A 16,568-nucleotide genomic window follows, 5' to 3' on the forward strand; every position below is an offset into this window, starting at 1 on the left:
CGTTGAGCCAAATGGTGATTCCTATGTAAACTCAAGTTCTGGAAAATCAAAGATTGTTTAGTCTCACCTTTAATCACCGGCGCTATGATATCAATTCGCTTATCTATATTTTTTACCAATTGCATGTGCTCCATATATCTCACCCATTTTAGAGTTCAATACTAACTTCAACATAATTTCCGTCGCTCCAGAATGATACAAGCATGGTATTCTCATTTGTTTAATCAACTTCATAAGTCAAACCTGACTATTTCGCAATTCGTTCAAATATTGACGAGTAATAGGAATTATCGTCGCTGAGAACTTAAATTCATGCGTAGAAAATCCCGATTCCTCACGTGAAGATCAAAAAAAGCCAAAGCGATTAAATCACTTTGGCTTTCAATATATTTTAGTAAGCTGGGTTGAATGACACGTGAACATGGTCGTAATGGTTAGCCGTTAAACTTCCACGGTCTTCCATTGCTGTCCATTGGTTGTTCCAGTCACCATATATTTGTTGTTCCCAAATAACGTATGAGATATCGTTCGATGCCATATTGTTTACTGAATAGTTGGCAATATCGTCACCTTGTTGAGATCCAACAGGTACCATAAAATCAACTGCTAGTCCGGCACCGTGATCTTGTGTATCACCTGGGCGGTAAAGACTGTAATCTTCTACTCCAAACATTGCGCCCACTTCTTCTTTATACGCTGCAGCATGTGGCTGTAATCCTGCGTTTTCAGGATTTGTCATTGGGTCTGTTGCTGGCTCTTCAACAATCGGCTCCTCTACAACAGGTTCCTCATAGACTGGTTCTTCAACCACTGGGATTTCCTCTTCAACTGCTTCCCATGATTGGTCATTTTCGTCAACAGTTAAGTCTGTTTCGTAAGTTGGTTCTTCAACCGGCACTTCTTCTACAGGAGTTGCTTCGATAACTTCTTCCACAGGTGCTTCTTCTACAGGAGCCTCTTCATATACTGGTGCTTCCTCAATCGGTGCCTCTTCAACAGGTGTTTCAGGGTACACTTCTTCTTCAACAACTGGCATTTCTTCAATCACTTCAGGTTCAGTATAGACCGGTTCTTCAACCACTGGGACTTCTTCATAAACTGGCGCTTCTTCAACTGGAGCTTCTGCGACCGGTTCAGTTTCAACCCATGCTGGAACTTCTTCAATAATTGTGTTTGATGCAGGAGCACCACCGACAGTTGCTTCTGTTTCTGAATCAGTTACTGGCTCTTCTGGAGCAACATCTTCAACTACTGTTTCTTCAATAACAGGCGTTTCTTCAACCACAGGTGTCTCTTCAACAACTGGTGTTTCAGTTACTGGCGCTGCTTGTTCCACTTCAGGAATCGTTGATAAGTTTACTGGAATACTTACTTCTAATGTATCGCCATTTGGTGAATCAACGGTTAAGCTACTTGCGCGGTCATTCGCATCATATTGAGCTGTTAACACTGTTTCAGGGAAGATTAAGTCGACATCTTCAATATTGTTAATTTCTGCTAAATAACGTAATTCGATATTCATCGCTTCTGAGATAACACTTAATGTATCTCCGTATTTTACTGTATAAGATACTTTGTTGTCTTCTGTGACAACAATCTCTTCAAGGACTTCTTCTAATTGGCGAGCTTGCCATACTGTATCGGAATCAACCGCCATTGCGATTGGGCCATGTGACATCAAAGCTAAAATTGAAGATCCAAGCCATAATTTCTTTTTAAAGTTCATATATAAGTTCACCTTTTTTAATCGTATTTTTCTGACAAGAACTACTTTAGCACAGACTATTAACCAAGCCAACGACATTTCATGCTTTTAAAAGAACTGTAGTTCTTTTGTAATATTACACTTAAGTGAACATTTGATTGTAACAATTGACCCTTGTTTAATAGGGTTTCCCATTGCATACGTTTGCAACTTATTTCACTGTGTTGTACAATATTTTATAGAATTGATAATACAAATACGGGGAGCTTCGTTTGAATCGAGGCTGAGAGGAACTACTTGTTCGACCCGCTGAACCTGGCTGCTCAGCAGTGGAGGAATCATATTTTTACCACTTTGAGTTGAGGTGGAGATGACCTAGGCTGGGATTCTCTGCTTTTTTGTGTTGTAAAATCGAATTTAAAGGAGTGAAAAAATGATTCCATCACGAACCCGAAAGATTGTTTTATCCGGCATCTTAGCTGGTCTAGCTGTTATTGGAAGTTTAATATCCTTTCCGATTTTAGGCTCACGTGCTGCGCCTGTACAACATATTATTAATATTATGTGTGCGGTTATTCTCGGTCCAAGTTATGGTGTCACTGTCGCTTTTATTGCGAGTTTACTTCGTAATTTATTTGGGCTTGGCACCATTATGGCCTTTCCTGGGAGTATGATTGGGGCATTTTTATGTGGTGTCATCTTTTCTAAAACAAAGAGCCTCTTCCTTACCAGTTTGGGTGAAATAATTGGCACAGGCATCTTAGGTGGGTTAACGGCTTGGCCACTGGCTATCCTTCTTCTCGGCGAAGATATAGGAAACCTTGCTTTTTATGCGTATGTGATTCCTTTTCTCATCTCGACGGTTGTTGGAACTGTAATCGCAAGTGGCATCATTGGCATTATGAAACGAAGTGGCCATATGAATTGGTTCGAAAGGAGTGATGATCTTAATGATAGATATTGATACGTTGTGGCGTAAAGTTCGTGAGGCCAATCCGCTCGTTCACACAATTAGTAACTTAGTCAGCGCCAATGACTGTGCGAATTTACTGCTTGCAGTAGGGGCTAGCCCAATTATGGCGAGCGCAATTCAAGAGATGGAAGACATTACCCGAATTAGCCAAGCAACAGTTCTTAATCTAGGAACACCTAGTGATACAAAGTATGCAACGTGTACGAAAGCAGGCGTTAACGCCAATGCTTTTGCGCATCCAGTCATTATTGACCCTGTTGGCGTCGGTGCGAGTCGTTATCGTAAGGAAAAAATCACTGAACTTCTTCACCACGTTCAACCGACAATTATCCGAGCAAATGTTGGTGAAATTCAAAGTTTGCTCGGTTCAAAAAGCCAAGCTCGTGGGGTGGATAGCTTTGGACAAAATACAACGGATGGTCAGTCAGATGCAGTACTTTTAGCTCGTCAACTTAATTGTGTTGTGTTGATGACTGGTCCGAGTGATTTTATCACCGATGGAATGAGGTCTTATCTGATAAAAGGTGGAAGTTCATTACTTACTCGATTGACTGGGACAGGGGATATGCTCTCTGTCTTGTGTGGTGCTTTGAGCTACATTACTGACCCACTTACAGCCGCTACTTGCGCTTCATTCACATGGAAAATCATTGGAGAACTTGTCAATGACACAGCTTCCGGCTTAGGTCAAGCGCATATGCAACTATTCGATTATGCCAGCCAAATGGAGCAACTCACAAATAAAAATCATAATGTATCTATTGAAGAAGTAGGAGGCAAAACACATGACGATTAAACCAAATCAACTCACTTTATACGCCATTACAGACCGATCTTGGTTGAAAGGCAATAACTTAGAAAATCACGTGGAAGAAGCTCTTATTGGAGGTGCCACGATTTTACAGCTTCGGGAAAAAATGGTGTCGGATGCAGAGTTTCTTGAACAAGCTAAACGGCTAAAACCTTTGTGTCAGACTTATAACGTCCCACTCATTATTAACGACAATGTGAATATTGCCCTTGAAGCGGATGCTGATGGGGTTCACGTTGGCCAATCTGATATGCAAGCTAGTCAAGTCCGAGCACAGTTAGGTCCTGATAAGATATTGGGCGTATCTTGTCGGACAGTTCAACATGCGTTAACAGCTCAAGAACATGGTGCAGATTACTTAGGGGTTGGTGCGATGTTCCCAACCCAAACTAAAACTGATACAGAATCAGTGACTATAGATACATTGAAAGCCATTTGTAACGCTGTAGATATTCCTGTTGTGGCGATTGGTGGCGTAAAATTAAATAATATGGCTCAATTAAAAGAAACCGGAATCGCTGGTATTGTAGCGATTAGCGCTATTTTTGCTCAGGATGATATTCAATATGCGGCACATAATTTAAAAGAAGCCGTTTTAGACTTACTTTAAGGAGGTAACATTAAATGAAAACAGTATTAACCATTGCAGGGAGCGATTCAAGTGGAGGCGCAGGAATCCAAGCTGATTTGAAGACGATGATTAGTCACGGTGTGTATGGCATGAGCGCCATTACTGCCTTAACTGCACAAAACACCTTAGGAGTGACCGATATTTTAGAAGCTACACCTGAGTTTTTGGCCGCGCAACTGGACGCCGTGTTTACTGATATTTATCCTGATGCCATTAAAATTGGTATGGTTTCAAGTGTCCCATTAATTAAAGTGATTGCTGAGAAACTAAAGGAATATAATGTTCCTTTAGTCGTTTTAGATCCAGTAATGGTTGCGACTAGTGGTTCTTCTTTGTTAGATGATGATGCGACAGCCACACTAAAGAACGAGTTACTCCCTCTTGCGACTGTTTTAACGCCTAATATCGAAGAAGCTGAATTATTATCTGGTCTTAAAATTGAGACACATGACGATATGGTTGCGGCTGCAAAGCTAATCAATAATGAATATCATTGTGCAGTCCTATGTAAAGGTGGACACCGTCAATCGGATGCCAATGATGTTCTCTATCATGAAGGTGAAATCCGTTGGTTCAAAAGCGAACGCGTTGATAATCCAAACGCGCATGGAACGGGCTGTACCTTAGCGAGTGCCATTGCCTCCAACTTAGCCAAAGGCTTTGACTTAATCACATCAATCGGACGTTCAAAAGACTATTTAACTGGCGCTTTAAAAGCTGGACTCAATTTAGGTAAAGGTTCTGGCCCGCTAGATCATGGCTTTGATATTCAATCTAAATTCAGTCACAGGAGTGAATAAGTCATGTTACATACGATGAAATTGACTGCAAGTCCGTTCGAGATGATTCAAGACGGTCGTAAAACAATCGAACTCCGATTAAATGACGACAAACGCCAACGCGTTCAAGTTGGCGACCAGATTGAATTCGAACATCTGGACGATGTAGATAAAACGATATTGGTCGAGGTCCTCGCCTTGCATTACTTTCACTCCTTTGATGAGTTATACCAGACACTTCCATTACTGAAATGTGGTTATACTCTTGATACACTCACCACCGCTTCTGCGAGTGATATGGAAAGCTATTATTCACTGGAGCAACAAGCCCAGTACGGGGTTGTTGGAATTGAAGTGAGAATTGTTGACTAATTAAATGTAATAAAATGAAAAAAGCCAGGTAGACCTGGTTTTTTTTATGGGTAGGAATACTTAATCGACTTGTCAGGTGGTGACACGGTGAGTTAGACTGCTTAAGCGACTTGTCAGGCGGTGACACGGTGAGTTGGGCCGCTTAAGCGACTTGTCAGGCGGTGACACGGTGAGTTAGACTGCTTAAGCGGCTTGTCAGGCAATGACACGCTGAGTTAGACGGCTTAAGTGACTTGTCAGGCGGTGACACGGTGAGTTAGACCGCTTAAGCGACTTGTCAGGCGGTGACACGCTGAGTTAGACGGCTTAAGCGGCTTGTCAGGCAATGACACGCTGAGTTAGACGGCTTAAGTGACTTGTCAGGCGGTGACACGGTGAGTTGGACGGCTTAAGCGACTTGTCAGTCGGTGCCAGTTTGAATTAAGTTTCAAAACTTATAACTATTATCTGTTATAATAACAAAACAAAGGAGTTGTTTATTTACCTATGCTAACTGTTATTGTTCTTATATTAATTGCCTTATTAGGCTACATTCTCTTTCACCAAGTAAAAGCCGTGCTCCAGATTAAAGTCCGCGAAAGCCACAAACGAATTTATTATATGACGCCAGTTATTATTGCGATTATTTTTCTAGAAGTAGGTTTTGAATACGGGGAAGAGTTTATTCACTATGTCCTATTTATTTTAGTCGCTCTGAACTTTGTAGCGATTCCATTTGTATCCGGACTTTCTAAAGAAGCCGTCTATTATAAACCAAACAAACGAGGCATCACGGGCTTTATCCCGCAAGCCAGACCTTTATTAGATGTCCAGGAAAGTCATATTGAAAAAGTGGATGACCATTTTACCGTTGATTTTTCTTTTGAAAAGGAAATTGTGAGTGTTCGCTTTTCAAACGAGAACTTGGATGACGTTCTACAAATATTAGAACGCACATAAAAAGCCAGACAGTCGCCTGGCTTCTTTATTTAGAATAAATTTGATAACAGCCTCAAGAAATTATGCACGCCTGCCATATATAAAAACATCGTGACGGGTTTAAATATCAGTTGGATAATAATCATCCGCTTATACGAAAGATCACTAAAGCCCGCTATCATCAGAAACAACTCATCAGGTAAGCCCGGCACGATAAATAAAACGGCCAAAACCCATTCAATATAATACCCTCTATCAAGGTAACCCAATCCTTTTTCAACAGTTTTTTCATCTAAAAAAGCATATAAAATTGGTTTACCAAATCGCTTCGCTAGCGAGAACAAAATAAATGACCCAATAAAATTCGCTATGAACACCAGAGTGAATCCAAATACTGCTCCAAACATTGTATAGCCAATCACATTACCTAAACCACCTGGAACGATCGGATAGAATGTATTCACAATTGACAGGACAAAAAAGACGATTGGCGCAAATGTTCCAGTACTTTCCAGTCTTTCTTGAATAATCTCAGGATGATTAAATAAATCAATTTTGAAAAAATAGGTAAACATGACAATTGTAAGGATTGTCCCGAAAATGGCCACCCACTTTAACACTTTTTTATTTCGTTTAAAAAATAATACATCTTTTGAGTGTGGCACCATATCCATAAAACCTACCCTTTCCTGTCACAACGAATTATCTATTAGTCTCCTCATATTAATATACTCCTAAATAAAATTCATTAGGCTAAAGGACTAATTCAATCAAGGATAAACATTTCCCTTTAAATCTTTGCCGCAATCGTTTGAGTAAAGCGGGTTGAGAAAAACTCAATAAAAGGACCTGCTAAAAAACCTGTAATAAACGTTGCGATGCCCACTGGTCCGCCGATGGCCCAAGCAATTAAAATGACAATAATATCTTGCGCTATACGAGTCAATACGTAATTCCATGATGTCCGTGCAATGATAATCGGCGTCACTGCATCATAAGGCGAAACCCCAAAATCCCCATCCATAATCAGTGCAATCCCAAACGTAAAGAAAGCAATCGCAACGATTGTTAAGATGATTCTAATAACGAGATTCACAAAAGTTGCATCCAATGTATTGTCAAAAAATATAATAAAGAACTCAACCATATAACCAATGAAAAACACTGTATAGATTGTTCCCCAGCCGATTCGACTTGGATTGAATATCAGGACAAAGACAACTAATAATGCATTCACAATCATTGACATTATTCCTAATGAGACATTAAATACATCCGCAAAACCAGTATTAAATGCTGTAAAAGGATCCAACCCCATCCCCATCTTCATACTCAGCGCTGCTCCAAAACTGAGAAATAACATTCCTACCAACACCATGATGGATCTTAATATAAATTGGCGCTTATCTAATTTGAACATTGTTCACTACCTACTCCCTACTAGATTGTTTACATCTTAAGAATAACTAATAAAGGGAACGTTTTCAATGGTGTTTTCTCTAAGAAGCTAATAACTTATCTCTCAATTATTTTTTATTTAACTCATATAATAAGCGATTGGCTAAGTCATCGATTTGAGTTGCCAGCTCTTCAAGTTGCTGGTGCACTTTTTGAATATCATTTTGAACAGATATATCTGTAAAAATATTATCTAGCCATACGTCTAAAAATTCAGAAGCAGTGTTCACAGAAAAGCCATCAATTGACCACTCTTCGATATCGTCTAACTCGCCATTTAATTTATATAACTCATGGTCGATATCATCTAACAAATCATTCACATCGCGAAGCTTTCCCCGTTTCATCATGCTGGAGAATATCCCACCTGAAAAGATATCGTAAATTCCCCAATTCTTGGCAGTGTTCAACTTACCGAGTGCTTGATCAATAAGATTTAATACTAATTCTGCTTGGTTTTTCGCTTCTATAAGCTCATGTTGATTGTTATTTCTCATCTTAACCACTCCTTTGTGTGTTAATAGGAGTATATCGTAAATTATAATTTCTCTACAAAAATAACTTGATAAAAGGATGAAAACATTGTGAGATGTTATTAATTTACCTATAAAATTATTGAGATGATGAACACTCCTTTTTAAAATCTCGACAGAACTGCATATAGTGATAATTAATCATATATAAATCCGTATTCAAAAAGAGTCGTGCCATTCACTTTTGAATGACACGACTCTTTCTATTCTTACAATCGGTAAAACTGTTTCACATTCCCAGCCTTCAACAAAGCTTCAACCGTATCCGTCTTTGAATACATCGTTAAAGCATGGATAACATACGCAGCTGCTCGCGCATCTTCTAGAGCATTATGGTGATTAAACTCAAACTTAATCTGTTCGCATAAGGTTTTTAAGCCAAAGCTGGGAAGCTTCCCGCGCCATAAGTTTCGTGCTAGTTGGCAAGAATCAAAGTAGTCCATCCCTAGTTCCGATAAATCAAACTGCTCATTTGCTGCTCGAATCACACCTCGATCGAATTGAGTATGACTCACAACCGGTGCATCGCCAACAAACTCCTGAAACCGCCCAATTACTTCATCGTAAGTCGGCATACCCCGCACTTGATCAGGAGTTATCCCATGGATACGAATATTATTTGGTGCAAAGGATGTCCGTGGATCAATCAATTCATAGAAATGCTTAACCATTATACCGTCCACTACTTTTACTGCACCTAATGAACAGGCCGACCAACGCTGACCGTTCGCCGTTTCAAAGTCAAATGCCACGTATTCCATTGAATACCCCTTTTCTTTTTACTTTTTTGAATCATCAGTAACCTTTATATAGGTTGTGATATATACGTTTCAAAAATTAATCATTTAAGTAGATATAGTATAAACACTTAATCCAAGTCATTCAAGCAATAATTTTAACGTCTTTATTCCTTATAACTTTATTCAGTCTCTCCTTTGTTTAATAGAAGAAGCTTAGAATTGGACCATAGTAATTTTTGAACAAAGCTTGATATTCTTTTTCATAAACTTTATCCCCAAAGTACAGTATCTCATAAACGATATTTTTCTTAACCGTTTTAATTTCGAAGTCTATATTCTTAAAACCATTCTTCTCATAAAATAGCTTTCTTTTAAAACGTTGCTCATAGTTATCAGATACTTCGTCAATTTTTTCAATATTTAAAAGCAGTCGCTTGTCTTTATAAGTCTCCTTCAAATATTGTAATACCTTACTCCCGTAACCTTTAGATTGTTGCGATGGGTCAATAGCTAAATAAAAAATATATACAATATCTTCGTAGTAGGTTAAATACAACAAACCAATATAGTCATTACCGTGATGAATAGCATATAAATCAGTATGTTTGTTGTAAGTTTTATATATTAACATCCAGTAAGGTACACATTCATATTCTGGGAATTCATTCAGATATAAATCCTTTACCCTCAGCATTAGATTAGTTTGATTTACTGGAATCAAATTAATCATTTAATGTTGTCCCTCTCCTCATACATATATCTTCTTAGTATATTGAAATCCCTCTTGCAAACAAGAACATTTGTTCGTATAATGAACTAAAGGTTTTATTGTTTCACGAAGGAGGATTATTACGATGGGAAACATTCAGTATGATAAGGAACCTAAATCTGATATAGCTTTCATTGATATGAAGTCTTTTTACGCCAGTGTTGAGTGCGTAGAGCGTGGGCTTCATCCTCTCAAGACTTCGCTGTGTGTCATGAGCCGTGCGGACAATGCGAACGGATTAATTTTAGCCTCCTCACCTATTTTTAAGAAGGTTTTTGGTAAAGATAATGTAGGAAGAAGCTATGATCTGCCTTTTAACATTCATACGAGACGATTCAACTACTACGCTGCAAAGCGCCAAAATTTGCCGATTAACCGCGAGTATGTCCGCTTTATTGAAAGTTGGGCACGCAAAACACACATTGTCCCTCCAAGAATGAGTTTGTATATTGAGAAGAACATGATTATTCATGAAATCCTAGAAAACTATGCACCTAAAGAGGAGATTCTACCGTATTCCATTGATGAAAGCTTCATTGATTTGACGCGCTCATTGGATTATTTTGCAAAATACAAAGACATATCTCGCCGTAAGAAGTTAGATAATCTTTCTAGACAAATCCAGTTCGCGATTTGGAAAGCTACCGGTGTCTTTTCAACCGTAGGTATGAGTAATTCTAACCCTCTACTTGCCAAATTAGCCCTCGACAATGAAGCCAAGCACATGCCTAATATGCGAGCCAATTGGTCGTATGAAGATGTTGAGACGAAAGTTTGGAAGATTAAAGAACTGACTGACTTTTGGGGGATTGGCCACCGGACGGCAGTTCGACTTGAACGGATGAAAATCCATTCCATTCGGGATCTAGCTAATAGTAATCCTGAACTACTCAAAGAAGAGTTTGGTGTGATTGGACTACAATTATGGTTTCATGCCAATGGTGTCGATGAAAGTGATGTGCGCTATCCATACAAAGCCAAATCAAAAGGCTTAGGTAATTCACAAGTCTTGCACAAAGATTATCATAAGCAAGCTGACATCGAACTTGTCTTAAGTGAGATGACTGAACAAGTAGCCATTCGTCTTCGAAAAGCCCATAAAAAAACAACGAGTGTAGCGATATCAATTGGCTTCTCTCATGATGCAGAGCGAAAATCTATTCATGTGCAACGAAAAGTCGACCCTACCCAAAACACAAAACAACTGATTGAACATGTAATCAGTCTTTTTCGTTCAAAGTATAAAGGTGGTGCTGTTCGAAATATTGCGGTTCGCTATAATAACTTTGTTGACGAAAAGTACGCTTATATCTCTTTATTTGATGACTTTGAACAAGTAGAAAAAGAAGAAAACCTTGAAAAGACCATCGACGACGTCCGTGAACGTTTCGGCTTCTTATCCGTTCAACGAGCAACGGTACTTAAAGAAAACTCTCGCAGTAAAGCACGAAGCCTACTGATTGGTGGCCACGCCGCGGGTGGTGCTGGTGGATTGGATGGGTTAGCATGAACGTTGATAGAAGCTACTTACCTTACCGTTCTGCTCGTAATTATCAAGACCGGAAGATGGCTAAATGGATGGGGTTTTTCTTATCGGAACATACAACAGCACTCTCAACCGAGGTAGAGCCCGTTGATTTTAGCCGATCGATGGCGTTAGATGAAAAGCTATTATTACTCAATCAATTATATGTTCAAAAACTAACCGGCATCTTCCAAATCATAAAGGACGGCAAGTCCCACGAGATACGCGGCAAGATTGATTCAGTACAAGCGAATCAGATTGGGATTCAAAGCGAGGACGCCCATTACTTTATATCCATTAATCACATTATTTCAGTCAACATAGAGGAGGAATTGGACGATGAATTCTAGAAAACTACAGAGTAATAGTGTTCAATTCGATTATTTCAGTGAGAATTTTATGCGGTTTGAACAAGACTATTATGCGTATTCAACGATGGACACCCCATTAACTTTTATCACTGATGATATCTTATTAGCAATGAGCGAAGCCCAAATAAATTATTTTAGACTTCCAGCTAGTAAAGCAAAAGATAACAAAAATCATTACTTCATCTTCAAAGTGAAAATGCAAGAGAATAACAAACAAGTGCGGACCTATGAATATGTTCGTCATGCGTCGGCTTATTAAACAGAGAGTTATTTAGAATCTGCATCTAAATAACTCTTTTTCTTATTACTCACCCTATTTACATAAGAAAAATCCCACTCAAAATAAGTGGGATGAGAGGAGTATATCTTAGTGTCATAAACTTTCAGCGATAATTTGCAGCCTCACTTGCGTGGTATAATACAAAGTGTTCAAGAGGTATATCGAATATTTTCACTTCTTTCGCTACAATCGATTCGATTCAAGAGTTACATTTAATCTTTGATGATGTAAACTAGAGTTATAGAGTATTTTTAAGGAGGTAGGCAAATGTCTGAGCAAAAAAAGGGCACTTTATTAGGTCATTTTATTGGTGGATTTATTCTTGTAGGGATTATTTTTTTAATTGTGGCTATTTTCACTCAGATTCATAGAGAAGGGATAGTTGGTTACATCTTCCAATGGATCATCGCCATCTACTTGTTCATATTTAGTATTGGCCTATTAATTGATCTGTTTAAAAAATGGCGAAAGAAACGATGGTATACGAAACTAATCCAATTGTTTGGTGTGATACTCATGGGCTTATTAAGTGTAGGCTATACGCTTAATGCCTATCAAGATTGGCCGTATCTCAACCAACCAAGTTACGTCGAACTCATCAATCCCGATGTGAGTGTTGATTTTACGAGGGAGCGAAATGATTATATTTTAAGTGGGAAAAGCAGTAGTGGCGCTGAGTTTGAATTTAACTTGACCAAATCACATTACAATCAAGCGCTGGACTTAGAAGAAAAGGATGAGTTTAACAGTGCTGAAGTTTCATACTTGCCTCACTCGCGTATTATTATGGAACTAACATATAATCAATAACGAAGCGATTTGCCGAATATAAAAAGACTTGTAGAGAATTTACACTCACTACAAGTCTTTTTCTTAGTTTAGTTGTTGTTATTTTCTTATACGGATATCGCACGCTTTTTATACCCGCTCATGGCTTGTGATGAAGTTCGCCAAACTACAACGGGATCAGCTATCCTGTTTGCGAAGTTTAATAGCATATCTGCTTTGACACATTTCACTCTTACCATCTTTATACTTACGAATCAACACCACTCCCGATAAATGCGAATTAAGTAAATCTAACTACATATAATTTCTAAGCTATTTCAAACTGGCTATTATATAAGTCAGCATAAAAATCACCTTGATTTAATAAGTCACCATGTGTACCGCTTTCGATGATATCGCCATCTTTCATAACAAGAATTAAATCAGCATTCTTAATAGTAGAAAGACGGTGAGCGATAATAAATGAAGTACGGTTAGCCATTAATTTATCCATCGCTTCTTGAATATGTAATTCAGTACGTGTATCCACAGAACTTGTTGCTTCATCTAAGATTAACATGGGTTTATCCGCAATCATTGCACGAGCAATTGTGATTTGTTGCTTTTGCCCTTCGGATAAACTGACTTGGTCATTCAATACTGTATCATACCCTTCAGGTAAGGTTTGAACAAAGTGATGTAAACCGACGGCTTGACTCGCTTCAATGACTTGCTCTTCACTCACATCTTCGGTTGCGTAAATTAAGTTTTCACGAATTGTTCCTTCAAATACCCACGTATCTTGAAGGACAATACAGAATTGGTTATGGATTGCCTCACGCGTTAAGTCACCCGTTGGAACACCATCAATTCGAATCTCCCCACTATCAATTTCGTGGAATCGCATCAGTAAGTTAATCAGTGTTGTCTTACCAGCACCCGTTGGTCCAACAATCGCAATCTTTTGACCGGGTTTTGCTTTTGCAGAAAAATCAGAGATAACTGGTTCACTGCTTCCTTCATAAGCGAAGCGAACATTCTCAAACTCAACAAAGCCTTCAGCTTTTTCTAATATGTCTGTCTTATGCTGTTCATCTGACATTTCAGTCGCATCTAACATTTCAAAGACACGCTCGCTTGCTGCCGCTGTTGATTGAAGCGTTTGGGCTGCTTGAGCAATTTGACTTAATGGTTGTGTAAAGTAGCGAACGTACATAATAAACGCAACAATCACTCCGAAAGAAATGGTTCCATTAATTGCTAACATCGCTCCAACAATACAGACTGCAACATAACCAAGGTTCCCAACAAAGCCCATAATTGGCATCATTAAACCAGATAAGCTTTGAGCACGAAACCCACTATCGCGCAAACTCTCATTAATTTCGGTAAACGTTTCTTTTGCATTCGCCTCACCGTTATAAACTTTAACGATTGTATGTGAACTATAAATCTCCTCAACATGACCATTCATGCGTCCGAGATCTTTCTGTTGTCTTAAGAAGAATTTTTGCGATTGGCTCATGATAAGTATCATCAGTCCAAATCCAATTAACGTTGCCCCTACTGCAGTCAACGTCATGAGTAAGTTTGTTGTTAACATCATATAAAGCGAACCTAATAGCAGTGTTATTGCTGTAACTAATGTCCCAACACTTTGGTTTAACGATTGAGCAATCATATCAACATCGTTGGTGACACGAGATAGAACATCCCCTGTTGTCGTTTTATCAAAATATGAAATCGGCAGACGGTTAATTTTTTCTGAGATGTCTGTTCTTAATTGGTTCGATATACGCTGTGTAACAGTTGCCATCACTTGCCCTTGGACTAATGATAGAACCGTACTCAATAAATAGAAGCCAACTAACGTGAAACCAATACGCATCACACTTTCCATATCAATACCGGTTACAATACCAGACGCAATAATATCAGTCATCTCAGAAAGGCGATCCGGTCCGATTAATGTTAGAATCGTCCCACCGATCGCACTAACAAGAGCAATAGCCATAACAATCCAATAATTACGACAATATGTTAGTAATTTAACCCAAGTCGCTTTAAAATCTTTAGGTTTTTCAGTGATTTTTTGGCGGTTAGGTCCATGATTTATTGGTGTTTGTTGTTTTTTATCTTCTGTCATTATGCTAATTCCTCCTTCGATAGTTGTGAGTAAGCAATTTCTTGATATACGTCACTTGAAACCATTAATTCCTCGTGCGTACCGTTGCCTACAATTTTTCCTTTATCTAGTACAATAATACGGTCAGCATCTTTAATTGTCCCAATCCGCTGCGCTACGATTAATTTTGTCGCATCTTTACAATCACGTTGTAAAGCTAGTCGCAGTTGACGGTCGGTTTTATAATCGAGGGCCGAGAATGAATCATCAAAGATAAAAATTTCTGGACGTCTTGCAATCGCTCTAGCAATCGACAAACGTTGTTTTTGACCACCAGAAAAGTTCGTCCCTCCTTGTGATACGTAACTATCATATCCTTCTGGCAAACTCTCAATGAAGTCCCCAGCTTGTGCTGTATAAGCCGCTTCAATAATGTCTGACTCTATGAAAGCTTCTTTACCATTATCACCATATGCAATATTTGATTTAATTGATCCTGTGAATAAGGTTGCTTTTTGTCCTACATACCCGAGTTTGTTATGAAGTGCTTCTTGGGTATAGTCTTTCACATTGATTCCATCGACTAGAACTGCACCTGAAGTCGCTTCATATAAACGAGGAAGCAAATTGATGACGGTACTTTTACCTGATCCGGTCGCTCCGATAAAGGCCACTGTCTCACCTTTATTCGCTTTGAAGGAAATGTCTTTTACGACATACTCCTTAGCACCTGGGTATTTGAAACTTACTTGACGAAACTCAACTTCCCCTTTAATAGGCGTATTAGATTCGGTTATAGCACCATCATGAATAGTTGGTTCTGTTTCCAATACTTCTAAGATACGCTTCGCAGATACGGTTGCACGAGGTAGCATGACAAAAATCATAATCAGCATCATGAAAGCCATCACCACTTGCATCGCATAAGACGAGAATACAATCATATCTGAGAACAGAGTCATACGTTCAGTTAAAGCCGCTTGATTAATTAAGATAGCTCCCAACCAATAGATAGCTAAGGTTAACCCGCTCATAATTAATTGAATATTAGGCATTAAGAAAGCCATCACTCGACTCGTAAATAAATTTGTTTGAGTGAAGTCATCATTCACTGTTTCAAACTTAGCTTGTTGATAGTCCTCAGCGTTATATGCTCGTACCACTCGCAATCCATTTAAGTTTTCACGTGTCACGTGATTCAATCGGTCTGTCATTTTTTGCAGTAATTTGAATTTAGGTAAGGCAATCGAAATCGTCACACCAACAATCAGAATGAGTGCTAACACTGCCACACCCGTTGCGGTCGTCCATTGCCAGCTCTTTCCAGCAATCTTGAGTACAGCCATCACACCTAGAATAGGTGCTTTAATCATAATTTGCAGCCCCATGACGATTAACATCTGAACTTGCGTAATGTCATTGGTTGAACGTGTAATTAAACTCGCTGTCGAAAAGCCACTAATCTCTTGCAATGAAAAAGTCTGCATCTTATTGAATAGATGACTTCTTAAATTCGCTCCAAAATCAGATGAAATTCGAGCAGATAAGATTGCGACAATAATAGCTGCCACTAAACTACCAAATGCACAAGCTAACATGTACATTCCTGCTGAAATAACATCACTCATCTGACTTCCTTGAGTCTGAATCAGCATGGTAATCTGACTCATATAGTCTGGTAATTTTAAATCGAGCCAGACTTGCCCAATAATAAACATAATACTAATCAAAATAAGACCCAAATCTTTTTTAGTTAATTGTTTAAATAGTTTTATCATGAATCAAAACCCCTCCTGTATTCTCTATCTCT

The 16,568-nt window shown here is 38.7% G+C and carries 18 protein-coding genes; 10 read left to right on the forward strand and 8 right to left on the reverse strand.

The window, feature by feature from the left end; all coding sequences use genetic code 11:
* Positions 1–391: 391 nt before the first annotated feature.
* Complete coding sequence (locus HYQ40_05325) at positions 392–1,726, reverse strand: LysM peptidoglycan-binding domain-containing protein (protein MBZ6527192.1); 1,335 nt, start codon at positions 1,724–1,726, stop codon at positions 392–394.
* A gap of 412 nt (positions 1,727–2,138) precedes the next feature.
* Here HYQ40_05325 and thiW point away from each other — a divergent pair, with 412 nt between their 5' ends.
* From thiW to HYQ40_05355, 6 genes are all read left to right on the forward strand, one after another.
* A complete protein-coding gene (gene thiW / locus HYQ40_05330; GenBank protein MBZ6527193.1) occupies positions 2,139–2,669 on the forward strand; it encodes an energy coupling factor transporter S component ThiW in 531 nt (176 codons plus the stop codon).
* Entirely contained in the window at positions 2,656–3,474 is an 819-nt protein-coding gene (gene thiM, locus HYQ40_05335; GenBank protein MBZ6527194.1) for a hydroxyethylthiazole kinase, read from the forward strand. Before thiW ends, thiM begins: the two co-directional genes overlap by 14 nt.
* Complete coding sequence (locus HYQ40_05340) at positions 3,464–4,099, forward strand: thiamine phosphate synthase (GenBank protein ID MBZ6527195.1); 636 nt, start codon at positions 3,464–3,466, stop codon at positions 4,097–4,099. The genes thiM and HYQ40_05340 overlap by 11 nt, the downstream gene beginning before the upstream one ends.
* A 14-nt stretch (positions 4,100–4,113) precedes the next feature.
* Entirely contained in the window at positions 4,114–4,920 is an 807-nt protein-coding gene (gene thiD, locus HYQ40_05345; GenBank protein MBZ6527196.1) for a bifunctional hydroxymethylpyrimidine kinase/phosphomethylpyrimidine kinase, read from the forward strand.
* A 3-nt stretch (positions 4,921–4,923) separates the two neighbouring features.
* Entirely contained in the window at positions 4,924–5,271 is a 348-nt protein-coding gene (locus HYQ40_05350) for a DUF3850 domain-containing protein (GenBank protein MBZ6527197.1), read from the forward strand.
* A gap of 486 nt (positions 5,272–5,757) precedes the next feature.
* On the forward strand, positions 5,758–6,210 hold the full coding sequence (locus tag HYQ40_05355; GenBank protein MBZ6527198.1) for a hypothetical protein: 453 nt from the start codon (positions 5,758–5,760) through the stop codon (positions 6,208–6,210).
* Between the two features lie 29 nt (positions 6,211–6,239).
* Here HYQ40_05355 and HYQ40_05360 read toward each other — a convergent pair whose 3' ends face one another.
* From HYQ40_05360 to HYQ40_05380, 5 genes are all read right to left on the reverse strand, one after another.
* Positions 6,240–6,863, reverse strand: a complete 624-nt coding sequence (locus HYQ40_05360) for a TVP38/TMEM64 family protein (protein ID MBZ6527199.1) — start codon at positions 6,861–6,863, stop codon at positions 6,240–6,242.
* Positions 6,864–6,979: 116 nt separating this feature from the next.
* A complete protein-coding gene (locus HYQ40_05365) occupies positions 6,980–7,609 on the reverse strand; it encodes a hypothetical protein (GenBank protein MBZ6527200.1) in 630 nt (209 codons plus the stop codon).
* A 106-nt stretch (positions 7,610–7,715) separates the two neighbouring features.
* A complete protein-coding gene (locus HYQ40_05370; protein ID MBZ6527201.1) occupies positions 7,716–8,144 on the reverse strand; it encodes a hypothetical protein in 429 nt (142 codons plus the stop codon).
* 245 nt (positions 8,145–8,389) lie between these two features.
* Positions 8,390–8,941 (reverse strand): 3'-5' exonuclease, encoded by a 552-nt coding sequence (locus tag HYQ40_05375; protein ID MBZ6527202.1) that lies wholly within the window; start codon positions 8,939–8,941, stop codon positions 8,390–8,392.
* A gap of 178 nt (positions 8,942–9,119) precedes the next feature.
* The gene (locus HYQ40_05380; GenBank protein ID MBZ6527203.1) at positions 9,120–9,650 is read right to left on the reverse strand and encodes a GNAT family N-acetyltransferase; all 531 of its coding nucleotides are present in this window, start codon (positions 9,648–9,650) and stop codon (positions 9,120–9,122) included.
* Between the two features lie 124 nt (positions 9,651–9,774).
* Between HYQ40_05380 and HYQ40_05385 the strand changes: the two genes are divergently transcribed.
* The 4 genes from HYQ40_05385 to HYQ40_05400 all read left to right on the forward strand — a co-directional run bounded on the left by HYQ40_05385 (position 9,775) and on the right by HYQ40_05400 (position 12,675).
* Positions 9,775–11,199: a Y-family DNA polymerase gene (locus HYQ40_05385; protein ID MBZ6527204.1), complete on the forward strand. Its 1,425-nt coding sequence runs from the start codon at positions 9,775–9,777 to the stop codon at positions 11,197–11,199.
* A complete protein-coding gene (locus tag HYQ40_05390) occupies positions 11,196–11,564 on the forward strand; it encodes a hypothetical protein (GenBank protein ID MBZ6527205.1) in 369 nt (122 codons plus the stop codon). The genes HYQ40_05385 and HYQ40_05390 overlap by 4 nt, the downstream gene beginning before the upstream one ends.
* Positions 11,554–11,844 (forward strand): hypothetical protein, encoded by a 291-nt coding sequence (locus HYQ40_05395; protein ID MBZ6527206.1) that lies wholly within the window; start codon positions 11,554–11,556, stop codon positions 11,842–11,844. The genes HYQ40_05390 and HYQ40_05395 overlap by 11 nt, the downstream gene beginning before the upstream one ends.
* A gap of 288 nt (positions 11,845–12,132) precedes the next feature.
* Positions 12,133–12,675: a DUF308 domain-containing protein gene (locus HYQ40_05400; GenBank protein ID MBZ6527207.1), complete on the forward strand. Its 543-nt coding sequence runs from the start codon at positions 12,133–12,135 to the stop codon at positions 12,673–12,675.
* Between the two features lie 286 nt (positions 12,676–12,961).
* Here the strand turns inward: HYQ40_05400 and HYQ40_05405 are convergent, their stop codons facing one another.
* The gene (locus tag HYQ40_05405) at positions 12,962–14,779 is read right to left on the reverse strand and encodes an ABC transporter ATP-binding protein (protein MBZ6527208.1); all 1,818 of its coding nucleotides are present in this window, start codon (positions 14,777–14,779) and stop codon (positions 12,962–12,964) included.
* Positions 14,779–16,536, reverse strand: coding sequence for an ABC transporter ATP-binding protein (locus HYQ40_05410; protein MBZ6527209.1), 1,758 nt, complete (start codon positions 16,534–16,536; stop codon positions 14,779–14,781). The genes HYQ40_05405 and HYQ40_05410 overlap by 1 nt, the downstream gene beginning before the upstream one ends.
* Positions 16,537–16,568 lie beyond the last annotated feature (32 nt).

It is taken from the genome of Aerococcaceae bacterium DSM 111021 (genome assembly GCA_020112395.1).
Taxonomy (GTDB): Bacteria; Bacillota; Bacilli; order Lactobacillales; family Aerococcaceae; genus Ruoffia.